At 64.2% G+C, this 21,760-nt stretch carries 21 protein-coding genes and 2 tRNA genes; 13 read left to right on the forward strand and 10 right to left on the reverse strand.

Features of this window, described 5'->3' with window-relative positions; genetic code table 11:
• Positions 1-4 precede the first annotated feature (4 nt).
• From PDMSB3_RS14865 to pncB, 5 genes are all read right to left on the reverse strand, one after another.
• Complete coding sequence (locus tag PDMSB3_RS14865) at positions 5-1,450, reverse strand: DNA recombination protein RmuC (protein WP_007180955.1); 1,446 nt, start codon at positions 1,448-1,450, stop codon at positions 5-7.
• Entirely contained in the window at positions 1,447-2,436 is a 990-nt protein-coding gene (locus PDMSB3_RS14870) for a 2-hydroxyacid dehydrogenase (RefSeq protein ID WP_165186745.1), read from the reverse strand. Before PDMSB3_RS14870 ends, PDMSB3_RS14865 begins: the two co-directional genes overlap by 4 nt.
• 42 nt (positions 2,437-2,478) lie before the next feature.
• Positions 2,479-3,909 carry a sodium:proton antiporter gene (locus tag PDMSB3_RS14875; RefSeq protein WP_165186746.1) on the reverse strand — a complete coding sequence of 477 codons (1,431 nt, stop codon included), beginning with the start codon at positions 3,907-3,909 and terminating at the stop codon, positions 2,479-2,481.
• Positions 3,910-3,984: 75 nt separating this feature from the next.
• Positions 3,985-4,647 carry a LutC/YkgG family protein gene (locus PDMSB3_RS14880; RefSeq protein WP_007180952.1) on the reverse strand — a complete coding sequence of 221 codons (663 nt, stop codon included), beginning with the start codon at positions 4,645-4,647 and terminating at the stop codon, positions 3,985-3,987.
• Positions 4,648-4,797: 150 nt separating this feature from the next.
• On the reverse strand, positions 4,798-5,994 hold the full coding sequence (gene pncB, locus PDMSB3_RS14885; RefSeq protein WP_007180951.1) for a nicotinate phosphoribosyltransferase: 1,197 nt from the start codon (positions 5,992-5,994) through the stop codon (positions 4,798-4,800).
• Positions 5,995-6,300: 306 nt separating this feature from the next.
• Between pncB and fdxA the strand changes: the two genes are divergently transcribed.
• From fdxA to PDMSB3_RS14925, 8 genes are all read left to right on the forward strand, one after another.
• A complete protein-coding gene (gene fdxA, locus PDMSB3_RS14890; protein WP_007180949.1) occupies positions 6,301-6,624 on the forward strand; it encodes a ferredoxin FdxA in 324 nt (107 codons plus the stop codon).
• Between the two features lie 116 nt (positions 6,625-6,740).
• Positions 6,741-6,816, forward strand: a tRNA-Asn gene (locus PDMSB3_RS14895).
• 62 nt (positions 6,817-6,878) lie between these two features.
• A tRNA-Asn gene (locus PDMSB3_RS14900) sits at positions 6,879-6,954 on the forward strand.
• Between the two features lie 247 nt (positions 6,955-7,201).
• Complete coding sequence (locus tag PDMSB3_RS14905; protein ID WP_035518524.1) at positions 7,202-7,678, forward strand: CreA family protein; 477 nt, start codon at positions 7,202-7,204, stop codon at positions 7,676-7,678.
• A 127-nt stretch (positions 7,679-7,805) separates the two neighbouring features.
• On the forward strand, positions 7,806-8,636 hold the full coding sequence (locus tag PDMSB3_RS14910; protein WP_007180947.1) for a helix-turn-helix transcriptional regulator: 831 nt from the start codon (positions 7,806-7,808) through the stop codon (positions 8,634-8,636).
• 102 nt (positions 8,637-8,738) lie between these two features.
• On the forward strand, positions 8,739-9,500 hold the full coding sequence (locus tag PDMSB3_RS14915) for an AzlC family ABC transporter permease (RefSeq protein WP_007180946.1): 762 nt from the start codon (positions 8,739-8,741) through the stop codon (positions 9,498-9,500).
• A complete protein-coding gene (locus tag PDMSB3_RS14920; protein ID WP_007180945.1) occupies positions 9,497-9,820 on the forward strand; it encodes an AzlD domain-containing protein in 324 nt (107 codons plus the stop codon). The genes PDMSB3_RS14915 and PDMSB3_RS14920 overlap by 4 nt, the downstream gene beginning before the upstream one ends.
• A 285-nt stretch (positions 9,821-10,105) precedes the next feature.
• Positions 10,106-10,876: a DUF4088 family protein gene (locus tag PDMSB3_RS14925; protein ID WP_007180944.1), complete on the forward strand. Its 771-nt coding sequence runs from the start codon at positions 10,106-10,108 to the stop codon at positions 10,874-10,876.
• A 94-nt stretch (positions 10,877-10,970) separates the two neighbouring features.
• Here PDMSB3_RS14925 and PDMSB3_RS14930 read toward each other — a convergent pair whose 3' ends face one another.
• From PDMSB3_RS14930 to PDMSB3_RS14940, 3 genes are all read right to left on the reverse strand, one after another.
• Positions 10,971-13,097, reverse strand: a complete 2,127-nt coding sequence (locus PDMSB3_RS14930; RefSeq protein WP_007180943.1) for an ATP-dependent helicase — start codon at positions 13,095-13,097, stop codon at positions 10,971-10,973.
• A gap of 239 nt (positions 13,098-13,336) precedes the next feature.
• Positions 13,337-13,600, reverse strand: coding sequence for a hypothetical protein (locus PDMSB3_RS14935; RefSeq protein WP_007180942.1), 264 nt, complete (start codon positions 13,598-13,600; stop codon positions 13,337-13,339).
• 117 nt (positions 13,601-13,717) lie between these two features.
• The gene (locus PDMSB3_RS14940; RefSeq protein WP_007180941.1) at positions 13,718-14,170 is read right to left on the reverse strand and encodes a hypothetical protein; all 453 of its coding nucleotides are present in this window, start codon (positions 14,168-14,170) and stop codon (positions 13,718-13,720) included.
• 327 nt (positions 14,171-14,497) lie between these two features.
• On the opposite strand from PDMSB3_RS14940, the gene PDMSB3_RS14945 reads away from it, so the two are divergent.
• Positions 14,498-14,716, forward strand: coding sequence for an RNA-binding S4 domain-containing protein (locus tag PDMSB3_RS14945; RefSeq protein WP_011489423.1), 219 nt, complete (start codon positions 14,498-14,500; stop codon positions 14,714-14,716).
• Positions 14,717-14,815: 99 nt separating this feature from the next.
• Here the strand turns inward: PDMSB3_RS14945 and PDMSB3_RS14950 are convergent, their stop codons facing one another.
• A complete protein-coding gene (locus tag PDMSB3_RS14950; protein WP_035517955.1) occupies positions 14,816-15,001 on the reverse strand; it encodes a hypothetical protein in 186 nt (61 codons plus the stop codon).
• Here PDMSB3_RS14950 and PDMSB3_RS14955 point away from each other — a divergent pair.
• The 4 genes from PDMSB3_RS14955 to fumC all read left to right on the forward strand — a co-directional run bounded on the left by PDMSB3_RS14955 (position 15,000) and on the right by fumC (position 21,022).
• A complete protein-coding gene (locus PDMSB3_RS14955) occupies positions 15,000-16,412 on the forward strand; it encodes an MATE family efflux transporter (RefSeq protein ID WP_007180939.1) in 1,413 nt (470 codons plus the stop codon). The two genes, PDMSB3_RS14950 and PDMSB3_RS14955, sit on opposite strands and share 2 nt — an antisense overlap.
• Before the next feature lie 343 nt (positions 16,413-16,755).
• Positions 16,756-17,715: a ketopantoate/pantoate/pantothenate transporter PanS gene (panS, locus tag PDMSB3_RS14960; protein WP_007180938.1), complete on the forward strand. Its 960-nt coding sequence runs from the start codon at positions 16,756-16,758 to the stop codon at positions 17,713-17,715.
• A gap of 215 nt (positions 17,716-17,930) precedes the next feature.
• Entirely contained in the window at positions 17,931-19,607 is a 1,677-nt protein-coding gene (locus PDMSB3_RS14965) for a phospholipase D family protein (protein ID WP_197740235.1), read from the forward strand.
• Between the two features lie 14 nt (positions 19,608-19,621).
• Positions 19,622-21,022, forward strand: coding sequence for a class II fumarate hydratase (fumC, locus tag PDMSB3_RS14970; RefSeq protein WP_165186747.1), 1,401 nt, complete (start codon positions 19,622-19,624; stop codon positions 21,020-21,022).
• A 142-nt stretch (positions 21,023-21,164) separates the two neighbouring features.
• Here the strand turns inward: fumC and PDMSB3_RS14975 are convergent, their stop codons facing one another.
• On the reverse strand, positions 21,165-21,671 hold the full coding sequence (locus tag PDMSB3_RS14975; RefSeq protein WP_011489428.1) for an acyl-CoA thioesterase: 507 nt from the start codon (positions 21,669-21,671) through the stop codon (positions 21,165-21,167).
• Between the last annotated feature and the right edge of the window lie 89 nt (positions 21,672-21,760).

Genomic DNA, 21,760 nt, shown 5'->3' on the forward strand with positions numbered 1-21,760 from the left:
ACCCTCATTGCTCTTCGGGTTCCACACCCGACAGCGCGTCGCCGAGCAACCCGCTCGCTTCCTCGCCAGGCAATGCCTCCACGTCGCGCAATCTGCGGCTCATGACACGGGTGCGCGTTTCCGCCGCCTCGATGGAACGCGTGACGGTTTCGAGTTGCGCCTTCGTTTTGGCCAGCACGTCACCGAACTTGCCGAACTCCGTTTTCACCGCGCCGAGTACCTGCCACACCTCGCTCGACCGCTTTTCGATCGCGAGCGTGCGGAAACCCATCTGCAAGCTATTGAGCAAAGCGGTCAGCGTGGTCGGCCCCGCAATCGTCACGCGGTAGTCGCGTTGCAGCAGATCCGTGAGACCCGGCCGACGCAAAACCTCCGCGTATAGACCTTCGGTCGGCAGAAACAGCAAAGCGAAATCCGTGGTGTGCGGCGGCGACACGTACTTCTCGGCGATAGTGCGCGCCTCGGCGCGAATCCGTGCTTCGAGCGCGCGTGACGCTTCTTCCACCGCGACCGGATCGGCGCGCTCCTGCGCTTCGATCAGACGTTCGTAGTCTTCGCGCGGAAACTTGGCGTCGATGGGCAGCCAGACCGGTGTGGCCACGGCGCCCGCCTCCGCGCGCCCCGGCAGCTTGATCGCAAACTCGACGCGCTCCGTGCTCTTCGGCACCGTCGCAATGTTCTTCGCGTACTGGTCCGCGGTGAGCAGTTGTTCGAGCAACGCTTCCAGTTGCACTTCGCCCCACGTGCCGCGTGTCTTCACATTGGTGAGCACCTTCTTCAGATCGCCGACGCCCGCCGCCAGCGTCTGCATCTCACCCAGACCGCGATGCACCTGCTCGAGCCGGTCGGACACCAGCTTGAACGACTCACCCAGACGCTGTTCGAGCGTGGCGTGCAGCTTTTCGTCGACGGTACGGCGCATCTCCTCGAGCTTGACCGAGTTGTTCGTCTCGATATCCTTCAGCCGCTGTTCGATGGTCGCGCGCACCTCGGCGAAACGGCGATCGTTCGCCTCCGTGAGCTGGCCAAGCTGCAGGCTCAGCGTATCGCCGAACTGCTTGAGCGAGCGGCCCTGCTCGTCGCGCGCCTGCTGGGCCTGCGCCTGCAGACTGTGGCGCACGGCGTCGAGCTGCTGTGCGAATCCGTCGATCTTGCCGCCCTGCACCGTCGTCATACTGCTGAACTGCGCAGCCAGCGTCTGCTGAAAATGCGCGAAGCCGCTGCTCTGTTCAGTACGCGACACGCGCGCGGTCTCGGCGATATCATTGCGCAGTTGCCGTTCGAGGCGCTCATAGGCGTGCGCTTGCGCGTCGGTCGCGGCGTCCATACGCTCGCTGAGCAGTTCGAACTGTTCGCCGTTCCCGGCGCTATGACCGCGCATCAGCAAAGCCAGCGCGATGACCAATGCGACCGCCAGCACCGCGACGGCCGCCACCAGAATCATTGTCATGAACGCGCCTTGCCGATGACCTCGGGATTGACCGGATTCGGCGGCCGGCCCGCGCGCGGACCTTCACCCAGCCCCGCGATCAGATTGTCGGCGGCAAGATTCGCCATGGCGCGGCGCGTGGCTTCGGTCGCACTGGCAATGTGCGGCGTCAGCACGACATTCGGCACGCTCAGGAGATCCCGATTCAGATCCGGCTCGCCTTCGAACACATCGAGACCGGCCGCTGCGATCTGCTTCGAGCGTAATGCCTCGACGAGCGCCGCGTCGTCGACAATGCCGCCGCGCGCGATGTTGGTGAGCGTCGCGCTCGGCTTCATCAGCGCGAGTTCGGCCGCGCCGATCGTGTGATGGTTTTCCTTCGTGTACGGCAGGACGAGCACGACGTGATCGGCACGCCGCAACAGATCCTGCTTCGACGCGTATTCGGCGTTCAGCTCGGCCTCGATCTCCGGCGCAACGCGCGAGCGATTGTGATAAATCACCTGCATGTCGAAGCCCTTCGCACGGCGTGCCAGCGCCTGGCCGATCCGGCCCATGCCGATCACGCCGAGCGTCGAGCCATACAGATCGCTGCCGAGAAAGCCGTCGTACGTCCACTTCTGCCACTTGCCCGCGCGCAGCCAGTGCTCCGATTCGGCGATGCGGCGCGCCGCCGCCATCATCAGCGCCCAGCCGAAATCCGCCGTCGATTCGTTCAGCACGTCCGGCGTATTGGTGCCGAGCACGTTGGCCGCGTTGAAGGCGGTCATGTCGAAGTTGTTGTAGCCCACCGCCATATTCGACACCACCCGCAGACGCGGCGCCGCCGCGAGCACGGCCGCGTCAATCGGCTCGCCCGCGGTCAGCGCACCGTCCTTATCCGCGAGACGGCGTGCCAGTTCGCCGGCCGACAACACGTCGCCCTGATTCCAGTCGACGTCGAAATACTGTTCGAGCCGTTCGATCACATCGGGAAAGATCGGACGGGCGACGAGGATCTTCTGCATTGCAATTCTCCGTGTAGCGCGTCGAGTTCGATTGCCTCGACGTCAGAAAAAGAGCCAGCCGGTGACGAGGAAAAGCGGCAGCAACACCACCGCGGACCAGCCCAGATACGCGAAAAAACCCGGCATGCGAACGCCGCGCGATTCGGCGATCGCTTTCACCATGAAGTTCGGCGCATTGCCGATATACGTGTTCGCGCCCATGAACACCGCGCCCGCGGAGATCGCCGCGAGCGTAGTGGCGCCGGTGGTCATGAGCGCCTGCGCGTCGCCGCCGGCCAGGTTGAAGAACACGAGGTACGTCGGCGCGTTGTCGAGAAACGAAGACAGCAGCCCGGTCGTCCAGAAGTACATCAGGTCGTGCGGTCGGCCCGACGCGTCGTTGACCAGATGGACGATGCCGGCGAAGGCGCCCGCCTCGCCCGCACGCAGGATCGTGATGACCGGCGCGATCGTCACGAAGATGCCGGCGAACAGTTTGGCCACCTCTTCGATCGGCGCCCAGTTGAAGTCGTTGCCCGCGCGGGCCGAGCGCGGCGTGAGCGCCAACGAGAGCAACGTGACGCCGATCAGCGCGCCATCGCGCACGGCATTTTGCAGCGCCACGTGCGTGCCGAATACGTCGAACTCCATGCCCGGCTTCCACAGTCCACTCATCAACACGAGCGCGACCACAGCGGCAAGAAGCACGAAATTGATCTTGCCGTCGATGCCGAGCAGCGGCGAGTCGGGCGTGGGATCGAGAAAGCGCGAGCGCTCTTCCTCACGCCGATGAAAGTAGTACGAGTCAAGCGCATAAAACCCGATCAGCAGCACGCCGCAGACGAACAGCATCGGCAACGCCAGATGCGTGGTGGTCCAGAAGAAACTCACGCCCTGCAAAAAACCGAGAAAGAGCGGCGGGTCGCCCAGCGGCGAGAGCGAGCCGCCCGCGTTCGCCACCAGAAAGATGAAAAACACGACCACATGCACCACGTGCTTGCGATTGTCGTTGGCGCGCAGCAACGGGCGGATCAGCAGCATGGCCGCGCCGGTCGTGCCCATGATGCTTGCGAGCAACGTGCCGAGCGCGAGAATCCCGGTGTTCAGACGCGGCGTGCCGTGCAGATTGCCGCGCACGCAAATGCCGCCCGCCACCGTGTACAGCGCCGTCAGCAGCACAATGAAGGGAATGTATTCTTCGAGCAGCGCATGCACGAGCGTGCCGAACGCGGCGCCGGCACCGAAGCTGAGTGCGAACGGCACGAGGAACACGAGCGCCCACGCAGCCGCGATCTTGCCGAAATGGTGATGCCAGAGCACCGGCGCGATCAGCGGAAACACCGCGATCGACAGTAGCATGGCCGCGAACGGTAGCCCCCACAACGCCGACATGGCGGCGCCGTCAAGCGTGACCGCAGAGGCCAGTTGCGGCCAGCCAGCCAGCGTCAATGCAGCCGCGAGCCCCATGCCCGTACAGACGGCACGTCCTTTCATAGCTTTTGAAGTCCTTGTTATTGCCGGCGGCCGCGCGCGAGAACATGCGCCGCGTTGGACAGCCGCGCTTGCCGTTCAGGCGCCCTGAACGACGATCACATGCACCCGGTAAGGCCCATGCGCGCCGAGCACGATGGTCTGCTCGATATCGCCGGTACGCGAAGGCCCGGAGATGAAATTGACCGCGCGCGGTAGTTCGCCGCGTTCTTTGCGGATCAGTCCGAACGCCTCTTCATGACCCGAAACGATGCGCGAAGCCGGTACGACGGCAATGTGCGTTTCCGGCAGCAAACCGGCCGATGCATAAGTTTCCGGCCCCGACAGCAATACGAGCGTGCCGGTCTCGGCGGTCGCGCAGAAGCAGCCGGTGAGACCGACCACGTCGCCGTCTCGCGGCTTGCGGAATTCGACGGCGAGGCCGACTTCGGCCCACTGCAACTCCTGCAGTGTTTGCCAGGCAATGGCCTGCAACGGCAACGCGTGTTGCGTGAGGTAACGATGCGCCGCGGCCGGCACGTCGCTCAATGCCTGAACCGAGTCGACCGTAGTCGCCATTTTGAGTGCTTGTTCGATGAAGCGCGCGACGAGGTCGGCCGGCATCTCCGGACGCGGCCCGGCGGGATGGCGCGCCAAATAGTCCGCGGCGGCTTCGCGCTCGGCGGCGGAAGGCTCCGGCTCACGCCCCTGCGCTGCGCGGATGCGGGCCAGTATGTTGCGGCGGGCAATCGATGTATCCATGTGCGAAGTCCTCGTGTCGACAGCCGTGCGGGATGGCGGGAATTATACCGGCCGCCTTGCACGCGACCACCCTGGCCGAATGGCCTATTGCCGCGCATCGCACACGCGGCTTACGCTATAGCCAACTGCCATAGCCGGCTGCGAGCCGCCTTACTTCGCCGCTTCTTCCTCGGGCTGCGCAATGCCGAACACCTGGCGCAGGTAAGCGAGGTAAGCCTTGTCTTCGCACATGTTCTTGCCCGGCGAGTCCGACAGCTTCGCCACCGGCTGGCCGTTGCAGCGAACCATCTTGATGACGATCTGCAGCGGGTTATAGCCGAGGTCGTTGGTCAGATTCGTGCCCACGCCGAATGCCAGCTTGCAGCGGCCGCGGAAGCGCTCATAGAGTTGCAGCACTTTCGGAATGTCGAGCGCGTCGGAAAATACGAGGATCTTGGTGCGCGGGTCGCAGCGATTCGCTTCGTAGTGCTTGAGCAGACGTTCGCCCCAATCGAACGGATCGCCCGAATCGTGGCGCGCGCCGTCGAACAGCTTGCAGAAGTACATGTCGAAGTCGCGCAGGAACGCCTCCATGCCGTACACGTCGGACAGCGCGATACCCAGGTCGCCGCGGTATTCCTTGGCCCACATTTCGAAGCCGAAGATCTGCGAGTCGCGCAACCGCGGACCGAGCGCCTGACACGCCTGCAGGTATTCGTGCGCCATCGTGCCGAGCGGCGTGAGGCCGTGCTTCATTGCATAAAAGACGTTGCTGGTGCCGGCGAACTGCTCGCCGAGGCCTTCTTTGAGCTTGAGGATCACTTCCTCGTGCCATTGCTTCGAGAAGCGGCGGCGCGTGCCGTAGTCGGCGATCTTGCAGTCGGCGAATTCCGGGCGCGCGCCGAGCAGCTTGATCTTCTCGACGAGACGGCCGCGCCCTTCGCTATAGTCCGGCTTTTGCTGGGTGTTGCGGAAGTAGACTTCGTTGACGATCGCGAGCATCGGAATCTCGAACAGGATCGTATGCAGCCACGGCCCCTTGATCTCGATGTCGATTTCGCCATTGCCCTTGGGCGACGGTTCAATCGAAATGTATTTCTCGTTCAGATGGAACAGCGCGAGAAACTCGATGAAATCGCCCTTGATGAAGCGCATGCGGCGCAGGTAGTCGAGTTCGTCGTCGGTGAAGCGAAGCTGGCAGAGCTTGCGCACTTCGCCGCGAATCTCGCCGATATACGGCACGAGATCGACGTTCGGCGTGCGGCAACGGAAGCGATACTCGACGTTCGCCGCGGGAAAGTGATGCAACACCACTTGCATCATCGTGAACTTGTACAGATCGGTGTCGAGCAGCGAAGTAATAATCATGATGGTGCGAACTGAACTGCGGGAAAACGGAAGGCCCGACACGAAAGGTCCGACTCACCCATGCGCGTACGGCACGCCCCGTGCGCACCGACCTGACGCATGTTACCCGAATGCGCCCGGATTCAGCGCGCCGCCCGACTCGCGCGCCGCGTGCAGCGAAGGACATCCCTTCAAGGGCCGCCATAAACTAATCACGAAAACGTATAAAAGGCGTTGCGCGATGCTGCATGTGCCTCTTGACGTTACGATACAATAGCGCTTTTGGCGTTTGCGCCTCCCCAGATACCGCATGCAGGAGCTGCCTGAATGACTCACGTTGTGACCGAAAGCTGCATCAAGTGCCGCTATACCGACTGTGTCGATGTGTGCCCGGTGGACTGCTTTCGCGAAGGTCCCAACTTCCTCGCGATCGACCCCGATGAATGCATCGACTGCGCCGTGTGCGTGGCCGAATGCCCGGTGAACGCCATTTATGCCGAAGAAGACGTGCCGGGCGACCAGCAGAACTTCATCGAGCTGAATGCCGATCTCGCGAAAAGCTGGCCGAGCATCACCAAGACCAAGGCACCGCTGCCGGAAGCGGACGAGTTCAAAGACGTGAAGGACAAGCTCGAGTTGCTCGTACGCTAAAGCGCGCTGCCTGCCGCGTGCGCAGCCGGATTCGAATGAAATCGGGATGAACGCAGGGTATTGACAGCTGCTTAAGCTCCTCCTACAATTTCGTTTCTCTGCTGTTGTTGTTCTGTTCCTCGATAGCTCAGTCGGTAGAGCGCCGGACTGTTAATCCGTAGGTCCCTGGTTCGAGCCCAGGTCGAGGAGCCAAGAATTGCAAAAGCCCGTTAACCAAGACGGGCTTTTTTATGTAGATCAAGCTGTACTGCTGTTCCTCGATAGCTCAGTCGGTAGAGCGCCGGACTGTTAATCCGTAGGTCCCTGGTTCGAGCCCAGGTCGAGGAGCCAAAAAATTTTGAAAGGCCCGCATCCGTGCGGGCCTTTTTGTTTTTGCGCGTCAACTTTGCTGGACGCCGTATCACATTGCCGGCGCATCTCCGGGTCAATGCTCGCGCCGCAATCGCAAACAGTCACGAGCGGCGGCGCGCTGAACCGGCTCATCCGTATCGGCCCCATGATCCGCTCGCCGTTATACGATGGCGGTTTGCGGCACGCATCCCGCGCCCAACTGAGGCGCTCAATCTCTGGCGATCCCATGAAATCCACTTTGTTGCGCATCGCACTCGCGGCGGCCGCCGCACTTCTGTTGCCGTCGGCACACAGCGAAGAAGTCGGCAGCGTCAATACCAATTTCCACATCACGGGTTCCGACCGTGTGGTCGTGGAGGCCTATGACGATCCATCGGTTCAGGGCGTGACCTGCTATGTATCGCGGGCGCGTACCGGCGGCGTCAAGGGGACGCTCGGCATCGCTGAAGATCCCACCGAGGCGTCGATCGCCTGCCGCCAGGTCGGTACGATTCATTTCACGGGTCCGATAAAACAGCAGGCCGACGTGTTCTCCGTGAGCATGTCGTTCATCTTCAAGTCGCTGCATGTGGTGCGGGTGGTCGACGCGAAGCGCAATTCACTGGTGTATCTCACCTACAGCGATCGGGTCGTCAGCGGCAGCGCGAAGAACAGCGTGAGCGCCGTGCCGATGCCCGCCGGCACCACGATCCCGCTCAAGTAAGCACGCCACCCGGCGGCAAAACGCACCCGGCCCACGCGCCGACGTGAAGCGGCGGCATGATGCGCCGGCCGATGAAGCGGCGCCGGTCCCGACGCGCTACACTGACCGGTCCTGCCGGACCTTCACCATGACTACCACCCATCGTTTCCAGGACTCCGCCCGCTACTGGCGCACGCCGCTTCTGCCCGGCGCGGACCTGCTCACGGCCGAATACCACGATCACGAGTTCACGCCGCATTGGCACGATGCGTACACGATTCCGGTGATCGTCGCGGGCGCCGAGGGGTATCGGTATCTCGGTTCCGACTATGTCGCCGAAGCCGGCAGCGTGCCGATCATCAACCCCGGCGAGTTGCACACCGGCTCGAAGGCGGTCGAGGCGGGCTGGCGGTATCGCGTGATGTATGCGCCGGTAGAGTTCATCCACACTCTTGCCAACGAAATCAGCGGCAAACCGCAAGCCTTGCCGTGGTTTGCGCCTGGCGTAATCCGCGATCCTGATCTGGCTGCGCGACTGGCACAAGCGCATCGTCTGCTGGAAACCGGCGACGACCCACTCGCCGCCGAAGCCGCCATGCTCGACGCGTTGTCCACGCTGCTGGTGCGCTATTCGCAAACGCGGCCGGAGCGCTCGCGCCTCGCCACCGACGACGCTCGCGTGGCGCTCATGCAGGAGCGCTTGACGGGCGACCTCGCCGAACCCATGACGCTCGCCGAAGTGGCCCGGGCGGCAAGCCTCTCGCCGTTCCACGCAGCGCGTCTTTTCACTCAAACGACCGGTCTGCCGCCTCATGCATGGCGCAATCAGGTACGCCTGCAACGCGCGCTCGCGCCACTGCGCGCCGGGATGCCGGTCACGGATGTCGCCGCGGCCAGCGGTTTCACCGATCAGAGCCATTTCACGCGGCATTTCCGGCGCATGTTCGGCGTGCCGCCGGGACGCTGGCAGGCCGCCTGACCTCCAGCAGCGCAGCACACCAAGCCCAGCACAGCCCGCCGCAAGAACGTACAAGCCCCGCCCGGCCGCCCCCGCTATGCTTCCGGAACCAAGGAGGCAAGTTTGACCCATTCCACCGAAGGCCAGCCCACGAGCCAAGGCCATTTAAAAGAGTTCACCGCCGGCGCGCGCGACATCATTCCAATGATGGTCGGCGCGGCACCTTTCGGCGTCATTTTCGGCACACTCGTCGCATCCGGCCCGCTGCACCTATGGCACGGCCAGTTGATGTCGCTCGTCGTATTCGCCGGCTCCGCGCAGTTCATCGCACTCGGCCTGATCGCCGGCCACGCCAGTTTCGCCGTAATCTGGGCGACCACGCTCGTGGTCAATCTACGTCACGTGCTGTACAGCGCCACGCTCGCACCGCACGTCGCGCATCTGTCGGCACGCTGGCGCTGGGCGCTCGGCGCACTGCTCACCGACGAAGTCTTTGCCGTCGCGTGGGAGCATTACCGGCATAAGGAGCCCGGCACGGTCGGCCCGCACTACTTCTTCGGCGCGGGTCTCGCCATGTATCTGAACTGGCAGATCTGGACCGTCGCCGGCCTGTTGTTCGGCGCGGCGTTTCCGGGGCTGCAATCTCTCGGCCTCGATTTCGCGATGGTCGCCACCTTCATCGCGATCGTCGTGCCGCAACTCGTCGCGTTGCGCTATATCGCGGCCGCCGTCACCGCGGGCACGCTGGCCTTCTTCTGGCAGGCATGGCCGTACAAGCTCGGGTTGCTCGGCGCGGTATTCGCGGGCGTGGCGGTCGGCGTCCTGCTGTCGACCTTGCGGCCCAACCTGCGCGGCACGGGCAAGACCGCGGAGGCGTCGCGATGAACTATGTCGTTCTGATTCTCGGCATGGCGGCCATCACGTGGGTGATCCGCGCCGCCGTCTTCGTGCTCGGCGACCGGCTGGTGTTTCCGCCGCTCGTGCGCGCCGCCCTCGGCTTCGTGCCGGTCACCGTGCTGACCGCGATCATCGTGCCGATGGCGGTTTCCCCGCACGGCAGCGAAGCCGAACTGACCTGGCGCAATCCGCAACTGGTCGGCGCACTGGCCGCGGTACTCGTCAGCGCGTTGACGCGGCGGCCGCTTCTGACCATCGCGGTCGGCCTGACGGTGTTTTTTGCCTGGCAAGGTCTCGTGCTGAAATAAGCGCACGCCGCATTCATGGCTGCATCCGCGTCGTCCCGGCTTGCGGCAAGCGCGCGCATGCCGGGCGACGCTTCCCTCTAAAGCGGGCGCCCGCACCCGGTATACCCTTAAGTTTCCCCCAGATCCGCCGTTATGCAGTCGAGGTCCGCTCGTCGGGATACGTCCCGCTGGTTACGCGGCAACAGGCAGGAATCAAGCGCGCCGGCATCGAACGCCGCGTCTCCCAAGGCCCGCGCGGCCGGGCGGCGCGACAAGGCCGCGCGGCAGGACCAAACGGGATAACTCATGGGTCAAATCACCCTTACGCTCAAAGACGAGACCATTGCGACACTGCGCAAGGATTTCGACGCTTTTCTGCGGGTCTCGCTGAAGCTCGATCCGCAGTTCGCGACGCCGTCGTTCGAGGATTTCTTGCGCGCCAAGCTGCTCGACAACATGGTGCCGCTGACCGAACACGCGGTTCAGCGGATGTTGCAGGGCGGCCAGTACGCCTGGGCCAAACGCACGCTCGACAAGGAATTTCCGGACGTCGTCGCGATCCTGATGCGGCAGGCGGGCGAATTCGGCTTCGGCTTCGCGGCCCGCTCGGAGTGGACCCCGGAAGAGCTGGCCAAGCAATGCCGCGAGTGGGCGGCGGCGATCGTCAAGGAAGCGGAAGGCGACGCCGCGCTGATCGACCCGCTCGCGGCGCAGATCAAGAGCGCGGCGCAAGACATTCAGGCGCTCGAGGAAGTCATGCAGACGCCGGCCTGGCGGCTGGTGGAGTCGCTGCGCCAGCGCGTCTACGAGGCCAAGGTGGCGTGTGAAACGAGCGTGGGCAGCACCGCGCGCGAAAAGCTCGGCGAACTGCGTGGGCTACTGCGGCTGGGGATTTCGCACGGTTCGTTCCAGAAGCAGGAAGCGCAGCAGATCATGGAGTTCCTGCGCCTGCTCAAGCCAGAGATTTTCGTGGAAGAGCCGTACGACGTGTTCTCGCGCATGGCGGCCTGGCTGCGCAACTTCTTCGTGCCGCCACGTCCGGCGCCACAGCAACAGCAGCAACGCCAGTCGCGCTGAAGATCAAGATCTTCGGAAACTGGCGCCGGGGCACCGGCAGCCGGCAGATCAGCTCGAAGCGCCGCGTGTAGAGCAGAACGACTGCGGCGCCCTCTCAATCCCACATCTTCCTGAGCTTCGCCCCTATCTCGATCTTCGCCCGCGCGGCGGCGGCAAGCCCGGTCGCCGTGGGCGCGCTCGGAACCGGTACGCGCGGCCATGCATAGGCGTCGAACAACGGCATCAGATGCGCGGGAATGAAGCGCGTGCGCGACGCCCACACGTGACGGTCGCCCATATGCGTCTGGTTGTGCACGTAAAAGCGCTGCGGCACGACGATATGCAGATCCTCTTTCGCGCGCGTCATCGCCACGTACAGCAGACGGCGCTCCTCATCGATTTCCTCTTCGCTGCCCGTGCCGAGGTCGGACGGAATGCAGCCGTCCACGCCGTTCAGCACGAACACGTTGCGCCACTCCTGCCCCTTCGCGGAGTGGATCGTGGAGAGGATCAGGTAGTCCTCGTCGATCAGGGGGACGCCGGATTCGTCGCTGGTGGCGTCGGGCGGATCGAGCGTCAGTTCGGTCAGAAAGCGTTCACGCGACGGATACGTGCCCGCGATGCTCTCCATCTGCAACACGTCCGCATGACGGATCGCGGCGTCCTCGTGGTTGCGCTCGAGATGTGGCTCATACCAGCGGCGCACCATTTCGAACTCGGCGGGCCACGGTGTCTGGCGGCCGTACACGCTCGACATCAGCTTGACGAACGGATGCCAGTCTTCCTGCGCGCGAGCCGGCGCGGCGAACGCGGCCAGCGCGCCGCCGGCCGTGTCGGCGGGATTGCCGCTGCCCGCGCGCGCGACGATTTCGTCGAGCACCTTCGCCGCCGTGGCGGGCCCTACGCCCGGCAGCAACTGCACGACGCGAAACCCGGCCACGCGATCGCGTGGATTTTCCGCCCAACGCAGCACGGCGAGCACGTCCTTCACGTGTACCGAATCGAGAAACTTCAACCCGCCGAACTTCACGAACGGAATGTTGCGCCGGGTCAGTTCAATTTCTAGCGCGGCGCTGTGATGCGAGGCGCGAAACAGCACCGCCTGCGACTTGAGCTTCATGCCCTGCTCGCGCGCCTCGAGCACCTGTTCGACGACGTAGCGCGCCTGATCGGCTTCGTCGGCGACGCTCACGAGGCGCGGGCGCTGCGCCGACGCCTTGTCCGTCCACAGATTCTTCGTGTAGCGCTCGCTGGCCAGTTCGATCACCGCATTCGACGCCGCCAGAATCGGCGCAGTCGACCGGTAATTGCGTTCGAGCGTGACCTGTTTGGCCGGTGGATCGAAGTGCGCGGGGAAATCGAGAATGTTGCGCACCGTGGCGCCGCGGAACGAGTATATCGACTGGGCGTCGTCGCCGACCACGGTCAGGCCGCGGCCGTCCGGCTTCAGCGCGAGCAGGATCGACGCCTGCAGCCGGTTGGTGTCCTGATATTCGTCGACCAGCACGTGGTCGAAACGCGCCGACAGGTCGGCGGCGATGGCCGGCTCGGCGGCCATATGCGACCAGTAAAGCAGCAGGTCGTCGTAATCGAGCACGCTCTGTTTCTGTTTCGCCTCGACGTAAGCAGCGAACAGCATGCGCAGATCGGCCTCCCATTCGCGGCACCATGGAAACGCCTTGTCGAGCACCTGGCCGAGCGACGCGCCGGTGTTCACGACGCGCGAATAAATGGCAAAACACGTGCCCTTGGCCGGGAAACGCCGCTCTTTCGCCGACAAACCGAGCTCGTGGCGCACCAGATTCATCAGGTCGGCGGAATCCTCGCGGTCGTTGATCGTAAAAGCCGGCGCGAGGCCGATCAGGTCCGCGTACTCGCGCAACAGCCGCGCCCCGACGCTGTGGAACGTGCCCGACCATGTCAGCCCTTGCGCGAGCGCGGCTCGCGTGCCGAGCGCCGCGCCGGCAATGCGCGTGACGCGGCGAATCATTTCGAGCGCGGCGCGGCGCGAAAAGGTCAGCAACAGGATGCGGCGCGGATCGGCGCCATTCACGACCAGATTGGCGACCCGATGCGCGAGCGTGTTGGTCTTGCCCGAGCCGGCGCCCGCGATCACCAGCAATGCGCCGGGTGGCGCCGTAGGCGTGTCGGCGCCGTATTCGACGGCTTCGCGCTGCGCGTCGTTGAGCCTGGCCAGCCAGGCGGCGGTATCGAACGACGGGGATTCGGCGACGGAGAGCACGATCGGTTTGGGCGGTGGGTGGATTCAGTATGGCGACGCACACTGTATATCCATACAACCCCGATGGGCAAGCGCCCCTTTTTTTCGACCGTGCTTCATCAGCGACGTTTATCCCGCCGTATATCAATTGAGCGCAAAAAAAATGGCCCGTGGCGTGAAAGCGCACGGACCATTCTCTGATCTGAAGCCACAACGGAACAGCCGCTCCCGCGCCGCGGTCTTGTCTACCGCGAAACCTGCTACTGCTTCTTCGCGTCCTTCACATTCGCGTCGGCGTTGGCCTTGTCGGCGTCAGCTTGCGCGTCGGTTTTCTTCTTGTCGGCCTTGGCTTGTGCGACGGACGCTTTCTTGTCCGCCTTCGACTGCTCCTTGGCCGCCTTCTTGTCGGCATGCGTGACCGGCGCCGTGGCCGGATCGCTAGCCTGCGCGAAGGCAACAGAAGACAGGCAACCCGCGATCAACGCGGCGTAGATCCTGGACTTCACGGACTGGGTGATTCTCATGCGATACCTCCATCAAACGAGATGCGCGGACCTCGCGGTCCGTCAAAGCAAGTTCGTCAAAGCGGCGGCAGCAGTCCAAGCCGTTGCGCCGCCGCTCTGCCGCTCTGCCGCTCAGTCTTAGTGCTTGACGTCAGCGCCGTCCGACTGGTCGGCCGCCTGCCCTTGCATGTCCATCTTCATTTCGTTGTTGGCGGCCTGTTTGTCCGCCTTCTGGTTGATCTTGGCGCCGCGCACCTGTTCCTTGTACTGCGACTTGGCTGCCTTCTGCTGTTCCTTCAGTTCCGCCTTGGATGCCTTCTTCGACGCACGATATTCAGCGTTGGCCTGGGCATTGGCGTCGCGCTTCTGCACCAGCGGGTCGGTCGAACCCGACGCCGTCAGACGCGCAGGCGGCGGCGTCACCGGCTGCACGCCCTGCGCGGCGGGGGCCACGTCGGCGCCTTGCATCTGGACCTGCGGCTGGCCATTGGCACCCTCTGCCGGTTGCGCAGTCTGCGCGACGGCTGCGGTAGCCGCGAAAGCGGCGGCGCTAAGGGCGGTGCTGATCAGAAGCGTACGAATCTGGGTCATGGCTAATCCTCTCTAAAGTTGTTGTGACGCGGGCGACCTGTCCGGTCTGCACATTCCTGAGTCGCTGTGTGAGCGCCCTCTGCGCGCCTCGCCCGGTCTACTCGCTGCCAGATAAATCCAGCAGGCTTTCCCACTGACCTGCACTTTACGAGTGAAGTTCGATTCCTCCGACCGGTGTTACGCAACGTTTCACTTTCTGACAAGCGCATAACATCTGCTTGCAGATACTCACGCGAAATGCATGCGATTTCGGCGCGCACCTCGAACTTCATCCAGGGCAAGCTTCTGGCTTATCATGCGAACCCTTTGCCTGAAGGCGCAAACGCCATGCCCAACCTTGATTTCACGCTCACCGGCGACTACGTCGAACTGCACAATCTCCTGAAGATAACCGGGCTGGCGGACAGCGGCGGCTCGGCAAAAATGATGGTGGCGGACGGTGCGGTCACCGTCGACGGCCGGGTCGAAACGCGTAAAACCTGCAAAATCCGCGCGGGCCAAGTCGTATTGCTCGGCGACACGCGGATTGCGGTCCACGAGGCTTGACCCGCAGGCCGTCGCCACGCAACTCCGGGAACCCGGAGGATCGCACGCACCAAAATCGTGCTTCGTCCATCGACAGCGCGGCGCCCAGGCAATAAGCTGTCAGTTTCGACAGATAAACAATCGGCTGACACATTCGGCTGGCGATTGTCCCGTGCTTTCGTCAGGGCTCACCGAGCCGCCGCCCTCGCCACCGCTCGCGCGAATGCCGCGCCCGCTGTCGTGCTTGTCGTTCGCTTGTTGCCGCTCGTTGCCGCTTATCGCCACTTCCGCCGCCAGGCGCTCCATGACTCAATCCGGCTTCACCCGGGTGGCCGCAAGGCCGCCAACCCTGACCCGCCACGCGGCGGACACCGCCCGGCTCGCCGCGCCGCTCGCCATCGCGCAACTCTCGCAAATGGCAATGGGTGTCACCGACACGATCCTGCTCGGCTCGCTCGGCCCGGACGCACTCGCAGCCGGCGGCCTCGGCGCGAACCTGTTTTTCGTGGTGGTCACGCTGCTGCAAGGCGTGCTGACCTCCGTGAGCGTGAGCGTGTCGCACGCGCGCGGCGCCGAGGACGAGGGCCGCGTGCCGCATATCTACTGGACCGGCTTCGTGCTGTCCGCGCTGCTGTCGGTGCCGGCGTTCTTCCTGCTCTCGTTCGCCACGCCGATCCTGCTCGCCTTCGGCGAACCCGCCCTGCTCGCGCACAACGTCGGCGAGTACGCGGCGGTGCTGCGCTGGGGGTCGCTCGGCAGCCTGATCGGCGTCGGCCTGATGCGCTCGTTCCTGCCCGCGATCGGCGCGGCCAAACGGCTGCTGTGGGTCTCGCTGGTGAGCGTCGGGGTGAACGGTTTTCTCAACTACGGCCTGATCCACGGCGTCTATGGTTTGCCGCGGCTCGGCTTTCTCGGCTCGGCGGCCGCGACCTCGATCACCGTCTGGCTGAGCGCGCTCGTGCTGATGGCGCTATTGCACCTGCGGCCGCGTTATCGCCATTTCGTCGTCGCCACCCGGCCGAATGTGCCGCTGATGGGCGAACTGTTCGGCATCGGCTGGCCGGTCGCGATCACCTACGGCGTCGAGTCGACGCTCTTTCTCGCCACCGGCCTGATGGTCGGTCTGCTCGGCGAGTCGCAACTGGCCGCACATCAGATCGCGCTGAACGTCGCCTCGGTGGCGTTCATGGTGCCGCTCGCGATCGGCCAGGCGGCCAACGTGCGAGTCGGCTTCTGGTCCGGCGCCGGCCAGCCGCTCGCCGCGCGCCACGCCGGGTTTGTCGCGCTGGCGCTCGGCGTCGGCTTCATGACGCTGTCGGGCCTCGTGCTGATCGCCGCGCCGCACTGGATCGTCGGCCTCTATCTGCAGCTCGACGATCCGGCCAACGCGGCCACGGTCGCGCTCGCGAGTTCGCTGCTCGGCGTGGCCGCTATCTTCCAGATCGTCGACGGCATGCAGACGGTCGGTTCCGGCTGTCTGCGCGGCCTGAAAGACACCCGCGTACCGATGATCGCCGCCGCGTTCGGTTACTGGGTGATCGGTTTTCCGACCGGCTACACGCTGGCGTTTCACTTCGGCCTGGGCGCGCGCGGCTTGTGGTGGGGACTCGCCGCCGGCCTCGCGAGCGTCGCGCTGCTGATGACGCTACGCTTTCACAAATTGAGCCTGCGGCGCGTGCCGGCGAAGCCCGGCGCGCAGCCGGCCAAATCCGTTTGAAGCCTGGCTTGCGGCGCGTTCCGGCGCCGCCCGGCGCGGCGCCTGCCGGTGCCGTTTCAGCACGGCGCCTATGGTTGCACGCGCAACCATAGGCGCACGGAAAACTCGCCGCGAAAGTAAAATACGCGTTTCGGCGCACTCACGCACACCCGCGCCCGCACGCCGAAAACCCGCTTGCGCGCCTCACGAAGGCCCGCGCCGCCTGCGCCGCCCGAAGGCTCATCACCCGCCATCACGGCTCGCCACTCTCACGCGGCAGATTCCCGGCAGCACGCCACCACTGTTGGCGCGCCGCTCGATCGACCCTGCTTCTCGCGATAAAACATAACAAGGATCACCCGCCATGCTTGCCCGCGTCACCCGTCTTTTTCCGCTCTGGGCCGTGCTCGTTTCGATTGCGGCGTACTTCTCGCCCGCCTCGTTCTCAGGCATCGCGCCGCACGTCACCACGCTGCTGACCATCATCATGCTGGCGATGGGCGTCACACTCTCCGTGGCCGATTTCCAGCGTGTCTTCACGCGGCCCGCGCCGGTGATCGCCGGCATCGTGCTGCACTATCTCGTCATGCCGCTCGCCGCATGGGTGATCGCCAAGGCGCTGCGCATGCCGCCCGATCTCACCGCCGGCATGGTGCTGGTAGGCAGCGTGGCAAGCGGCACGGCGTCGAACGTGATGATCTATCTAGCGCGTGGCGACGTCGCGTTGTCGGTGACGATCAGCGCGCTGTCCACGCTAGTCGGCGTATTCGCGACGCCGCTGCTCACGCGTCTTTACGTGGACGCCTCGATCGCCGTCGACGTGCACGGCATGCTGGTGAGCATTCTGCAGATCGTGGCGTTGCCGATCGTGGTCGGCCTGATCGTCAATCATCTGTTCGGCAAGGTGGTGCGCAAGATCGAACCGGTCCTGCCGCTGATCTCGATGATCGCGATCGTGCTGATCATCGGCGCGGTGGTGGGCGGCACGCAGAAGAGCATCGCGTCGGTCGGCCTCGTGGTGATGCTGGGCGTGGTGCTGCATAACGGCATCGGCTTGCTCGGCGGCTATTGGGGCGGGCGTCTGCTCGGCTTCGACGAAGCCGTGTGCCGCACACTCGCAATCGAAGTCGGCATGCAGAACTCGGGCCTCGCGGCCACGCTCGGCAAGCTCTATTTCACGCCGATCGCGGCGTTGCCGGGCGCGCTGTTTTCGGTGTGGCACAACCTGTCGGGCTCCTTGCTCGCCGGCTACTGGGCAGGGCGTCCCGCGAAAGGCTCGACGCATGTGGACAGTGAACAGGTGTTGAACGCCGAACGCGGCTAGCGGGATTTTCGCGCGGTGATAGCGCGGCGCGTTCGCTTCCTGATAGCGTTGCGCTGCGCCGCGTCGCACCACGCGAGCACCACGCGAGCAACAGGCGGGAGCAACAAGCGGAGCAACGAAACCCGCCAGCCTGATTCCCCTTAGAATGCATTTCTCGACAGCGTGAGCCATTCACGCGCTGCCGCCATGAGAAGTCTGCAAACCAGGGGAAAAGCGTGCCGTCGTATCAAGATCAGAACCGGACCGCACTACAACACAAGTGCGCGTTCAGCACACCCCGGCGTAGTTTCGCCTGGGGCACAACGAGACATTTCTTCCTGCTGTGTTGCGCAACGGCATTTTTGACCGCCTGCGCTACGAGGCCGCCCGCCACCGCATTCGAGCGCCACGTCACTCACGCACTGCCCGTCACGGAAGCCACACCGCTTCGCACAGCACTCATGCCGGTCGAAGCCGCGCATCCGGATCAGTCCGGTTTCCGGGTGCTCGCGAACGGCACCGACGCGTTGCAGATGCGCATTGCACTCGCGCGCGCGGCGACCCGAACGCTCGACATGCAGTACTACATCGCCAACGAGGACACCACCGGCAAACTGCTGCTCGGCGCCGCGCTTTATGCGGCCGATCACGGCGTGCGGGTGCGCATGCTGGTCGACGATCTCAACTTCAAGGACATCGACCGCGTAATGGCGGGCTTGAACTCGCACGAGAACATCGAGATTCGCGTGTTCAATCCGTTCGGCAGTGCGCAGCAAGGCGTGTTCGAACGCACCACGAACGTGTTCACGCAGATCGGCCATTTCACGCGCCGCATGCATAACAAGGCGATGATCGCGGACAACCAGCTGGCGATCGTGGGTGGCCGCAATCTCGGCGACGAGTACTTCAGCGCGAGCGAAACGCTGCAGTTCCGCGATCTCGACGTGCTGGCCGCCGGCCCGATCACCGCCGACATCTCAGCGAGTTTCGACGACTACTGGAACAGCAGCATCGCCTATCCGTTGCGCGTGCTGAACAAGCAGAAATTCGACGCGAAGGAACTGGACCAGACACGCGACGAGTTGCGCCAGCACTGGCGCACCAACGCCGACCCGTACAACGCGAAGCCGCTGAACGCCACCCCGCTCGCCTCGCAGATCGCCAAAGATCAGCTCGGTCTCACGTGGGCGCCGGCCGAGTTCAAAGCGGACCTCCCGGAGAAGATCGTCCACCCGTCGCCGGATTACGTGAGCCCGCCCATGCAGCGGCTCGGCGAATTGATGCGCGACGCACAGAAAGACTTCCTCGTCATTTCGCCTTACTTCGTGCCGCATGAAGCAGGTGTGAAAGCGGCCGGCGAGCTCACGCATCGCGGCGTACGCATTGCCGTGCTGACGAATTCGCTCGCCGCCACCGACGCCGTCGCCGTGCAGGCCGGCTACAACCCGTTTCGCGTGCCGCTGCTGCAACAGGGCGTCGAGTTATACGAATTCAAGCCGGAGCAGCACATGCCGCGCGTCGGCTTTACGGGCTCGCGTTCGCGCGCCAGCCTGCATGCGAAAACGTATGTGATCGACCGGAAGATTCTGGTGATCGGCTCGATGAACCTCGACCCGCGTTCGGCCAATCTGAACACCGAACTGGCGTTGGTGATCCACAGCCCCCCGCTCGCCGACCAGGTCGCGCAAATCTTCGAACGCGCCACGGCGCCCGACGAAAGCTATCGCGTCACGCTCGCGGACGAAGCGCAGCTTGCCTATCTGCGCTCGATCGGCGCACCGCTCTCCCCGCTCGTGTGGACCGACGTCGAAGACGGCATGCGCCGCACCTACATATTCGATCCCCAGGCCGGTTTGTACCGGAATGCGCTAACAGGTCTATTCTCCCTATTGCCCGTCAACGCAGAACTTTGAAAGCGGAGTTGAACATGACTGAAGACGTACGAATGGAGCGTGACACGTTCGGCGAAATCGCCGTGCCGAACGCTCGTCTATGGGGCGCGCAAACGCAGCGCTCGCTGCAGAATTTCCGCATCTCGACCGAGAAGCAATCGCCCGAACTCATCACTGCGCTGGCCGTCATCAAGCGCGCCGCCGCCGAAGTCAACCTGGACCTCGGCGTGCTCGACGAGAGCAAGGCGAAGGCGATCATCGAGGCCGCCGACGAGATCATCGCCGGCAAGCACCCGGATGAATTTCCGCTTGCCGTCTGGCAGACCGGCTCCGGCACGCAGACCAACATGAACCTCAACGAGGTGATCGCGAATCGCGCGAGCGAGCTGCTCGGCGGCGAGCGCGGCGAAGCGCGCAAGGTGCATCCGAACGACGACGTGAATCGCGGCCAGTCGTCCAACGACGTGTTCCCGACCGCCATGCACGTGGCCGCGGCCTACGCGATCGTCAAGCATCTGCTGCCGGCGCTGAAGACGCTGCGCAATACGCTCGACGGCAAGGCGAAAGCCTTCGTCGACATCGTCAAGATCGGCCGCACACACTTGCAGGACGCCACGCCGCTCACGCTCGGCCAGGAGTTTTCGGGTTACGTCGCCCAACTCGACCAGGGCATTCGTCACGTCGAATCGGCGCTGCCGCATCTGTACGAACTCGCGCAGGGCGGCACCGCGGTCGGCACCGGTTTGAATGCGCATCCGCAGTTCGCCGGCAAGGTGGCGGCGGCAATCGGCAAACTGACCGGCTTGCCGTTCGTCTCGGCGCCGAACAAATTCGAAGTGATGGCCGCGGCCGACGCACTGGTGTTCGCGCATGGCGCATTGAAGACGGTGGCGGCGAGCCTGAACAAGATCGCCAACGACATCCGCTGGCTGGCCAGCGGCCCGCGCTGCGGTCTCGGCGAACTGTCGATTCCGGAGAACGAGCCGGGCAGTTCGATCATGCCGGGCAAGGTCAATCCGACCCAGTCCGAAGCGCTGACAATGCTGTGCGCGCAGGTGTTCGGCAACGACGTCGCGGTGAATATCGGCGGCGCGAGCGGCAATTTCGAGCTGAATGTGTTCCGGCCGATGATCGCGCACAACGTGCTGCAATCAGTCCGTCTGCTCGCCGACGGCGCGCACAGTTTCAACGACAACTGCGCGGTCGGCATCGAGCCGAATCACGAGCGCATCGATACCCTGCTCAACGAATCGCTGATGCTGGTGACGGCGCTCAATCCGCACATCGGCTACGACAAGGCCGCGAAGATCGCCAAGAAGGCGCACAAGGAAGGCACCACGCTCAAGGCGTCGGCGCTTGCGCTCGGTTTCGTCACCGAGCAGCAGTTCGACGAATGGGTGCGCCCGAAAGACATGGTCGGGCATTCGGCGGCGTGATCGGCCGCATCACCGCGTCAAGGGACGTTGGAGTCAAGTGACAAGGCCAAGCTGTTTCGAGCCGCCCAACGTGATTTGAAGACTGCCGGCCGCGCGAACACAATATTCGCGCAGCCCGGCGAACGGCGCCTTCGGGCGCCGCTTAAACTTTCCCCTGCGCCACTTCTTCCGGCTTCAATTCGACGATCGCATCGAGCGCTTCCTTCACATCGATCGCGTATTTGGCGAGGCGTTTCTGTTCGTCCGTCTCCGGCACGAAGGCCGGCACGGGCACGGGCTGACCGTTCTCGTTGACGGCGACCATCACGATCAGACAGTCCGTGGTTTGCAGCAGCTCGCCGCCCTTCGGGTCGCCCGCCTGCACCGACACGTGAATGTGCATGCTGGTGCGGCCCGTCGCCACGACCCGGGCGCGCAACTCGACCAGATTGCCGACCAGAATCGGCCGGCGAAAACGGATGTTGCCCACGCTGACCGTCACGCAGTAGCGCCCCGACCATACCGCCGAGCACGCATACGCGGTCTCGTCGATCCACTTCATCAACGCGCCGCCATGCACCTTGCCGCCGAAGTTGACCGAAGTCGGTTCGGCGAGAAAGCGGAAAGTGGTTTCGGAACGGTCCAGCGGCGCTGCGGAAGGGGTGCTCATCTTGACTCCGGTCAATCGGATGCATTGAAAGGAGGCGATTATACGAGCGCAATATTGACCTCGTCGCGGCCAAATGCACGGCGCGGTGA

The sequence above is a fragment of the Paraburkholderia dioscoreae genome (assembly GCF_902459535.1).
GTDB classification, from domain to species: domain Bacteria; phylum Pseudomonadota; class Gammaproteobacteria; order Burkholderiales; family Burkholderiaceae; genus Paraburkholderia; species Paraburkholderia dioscoreae.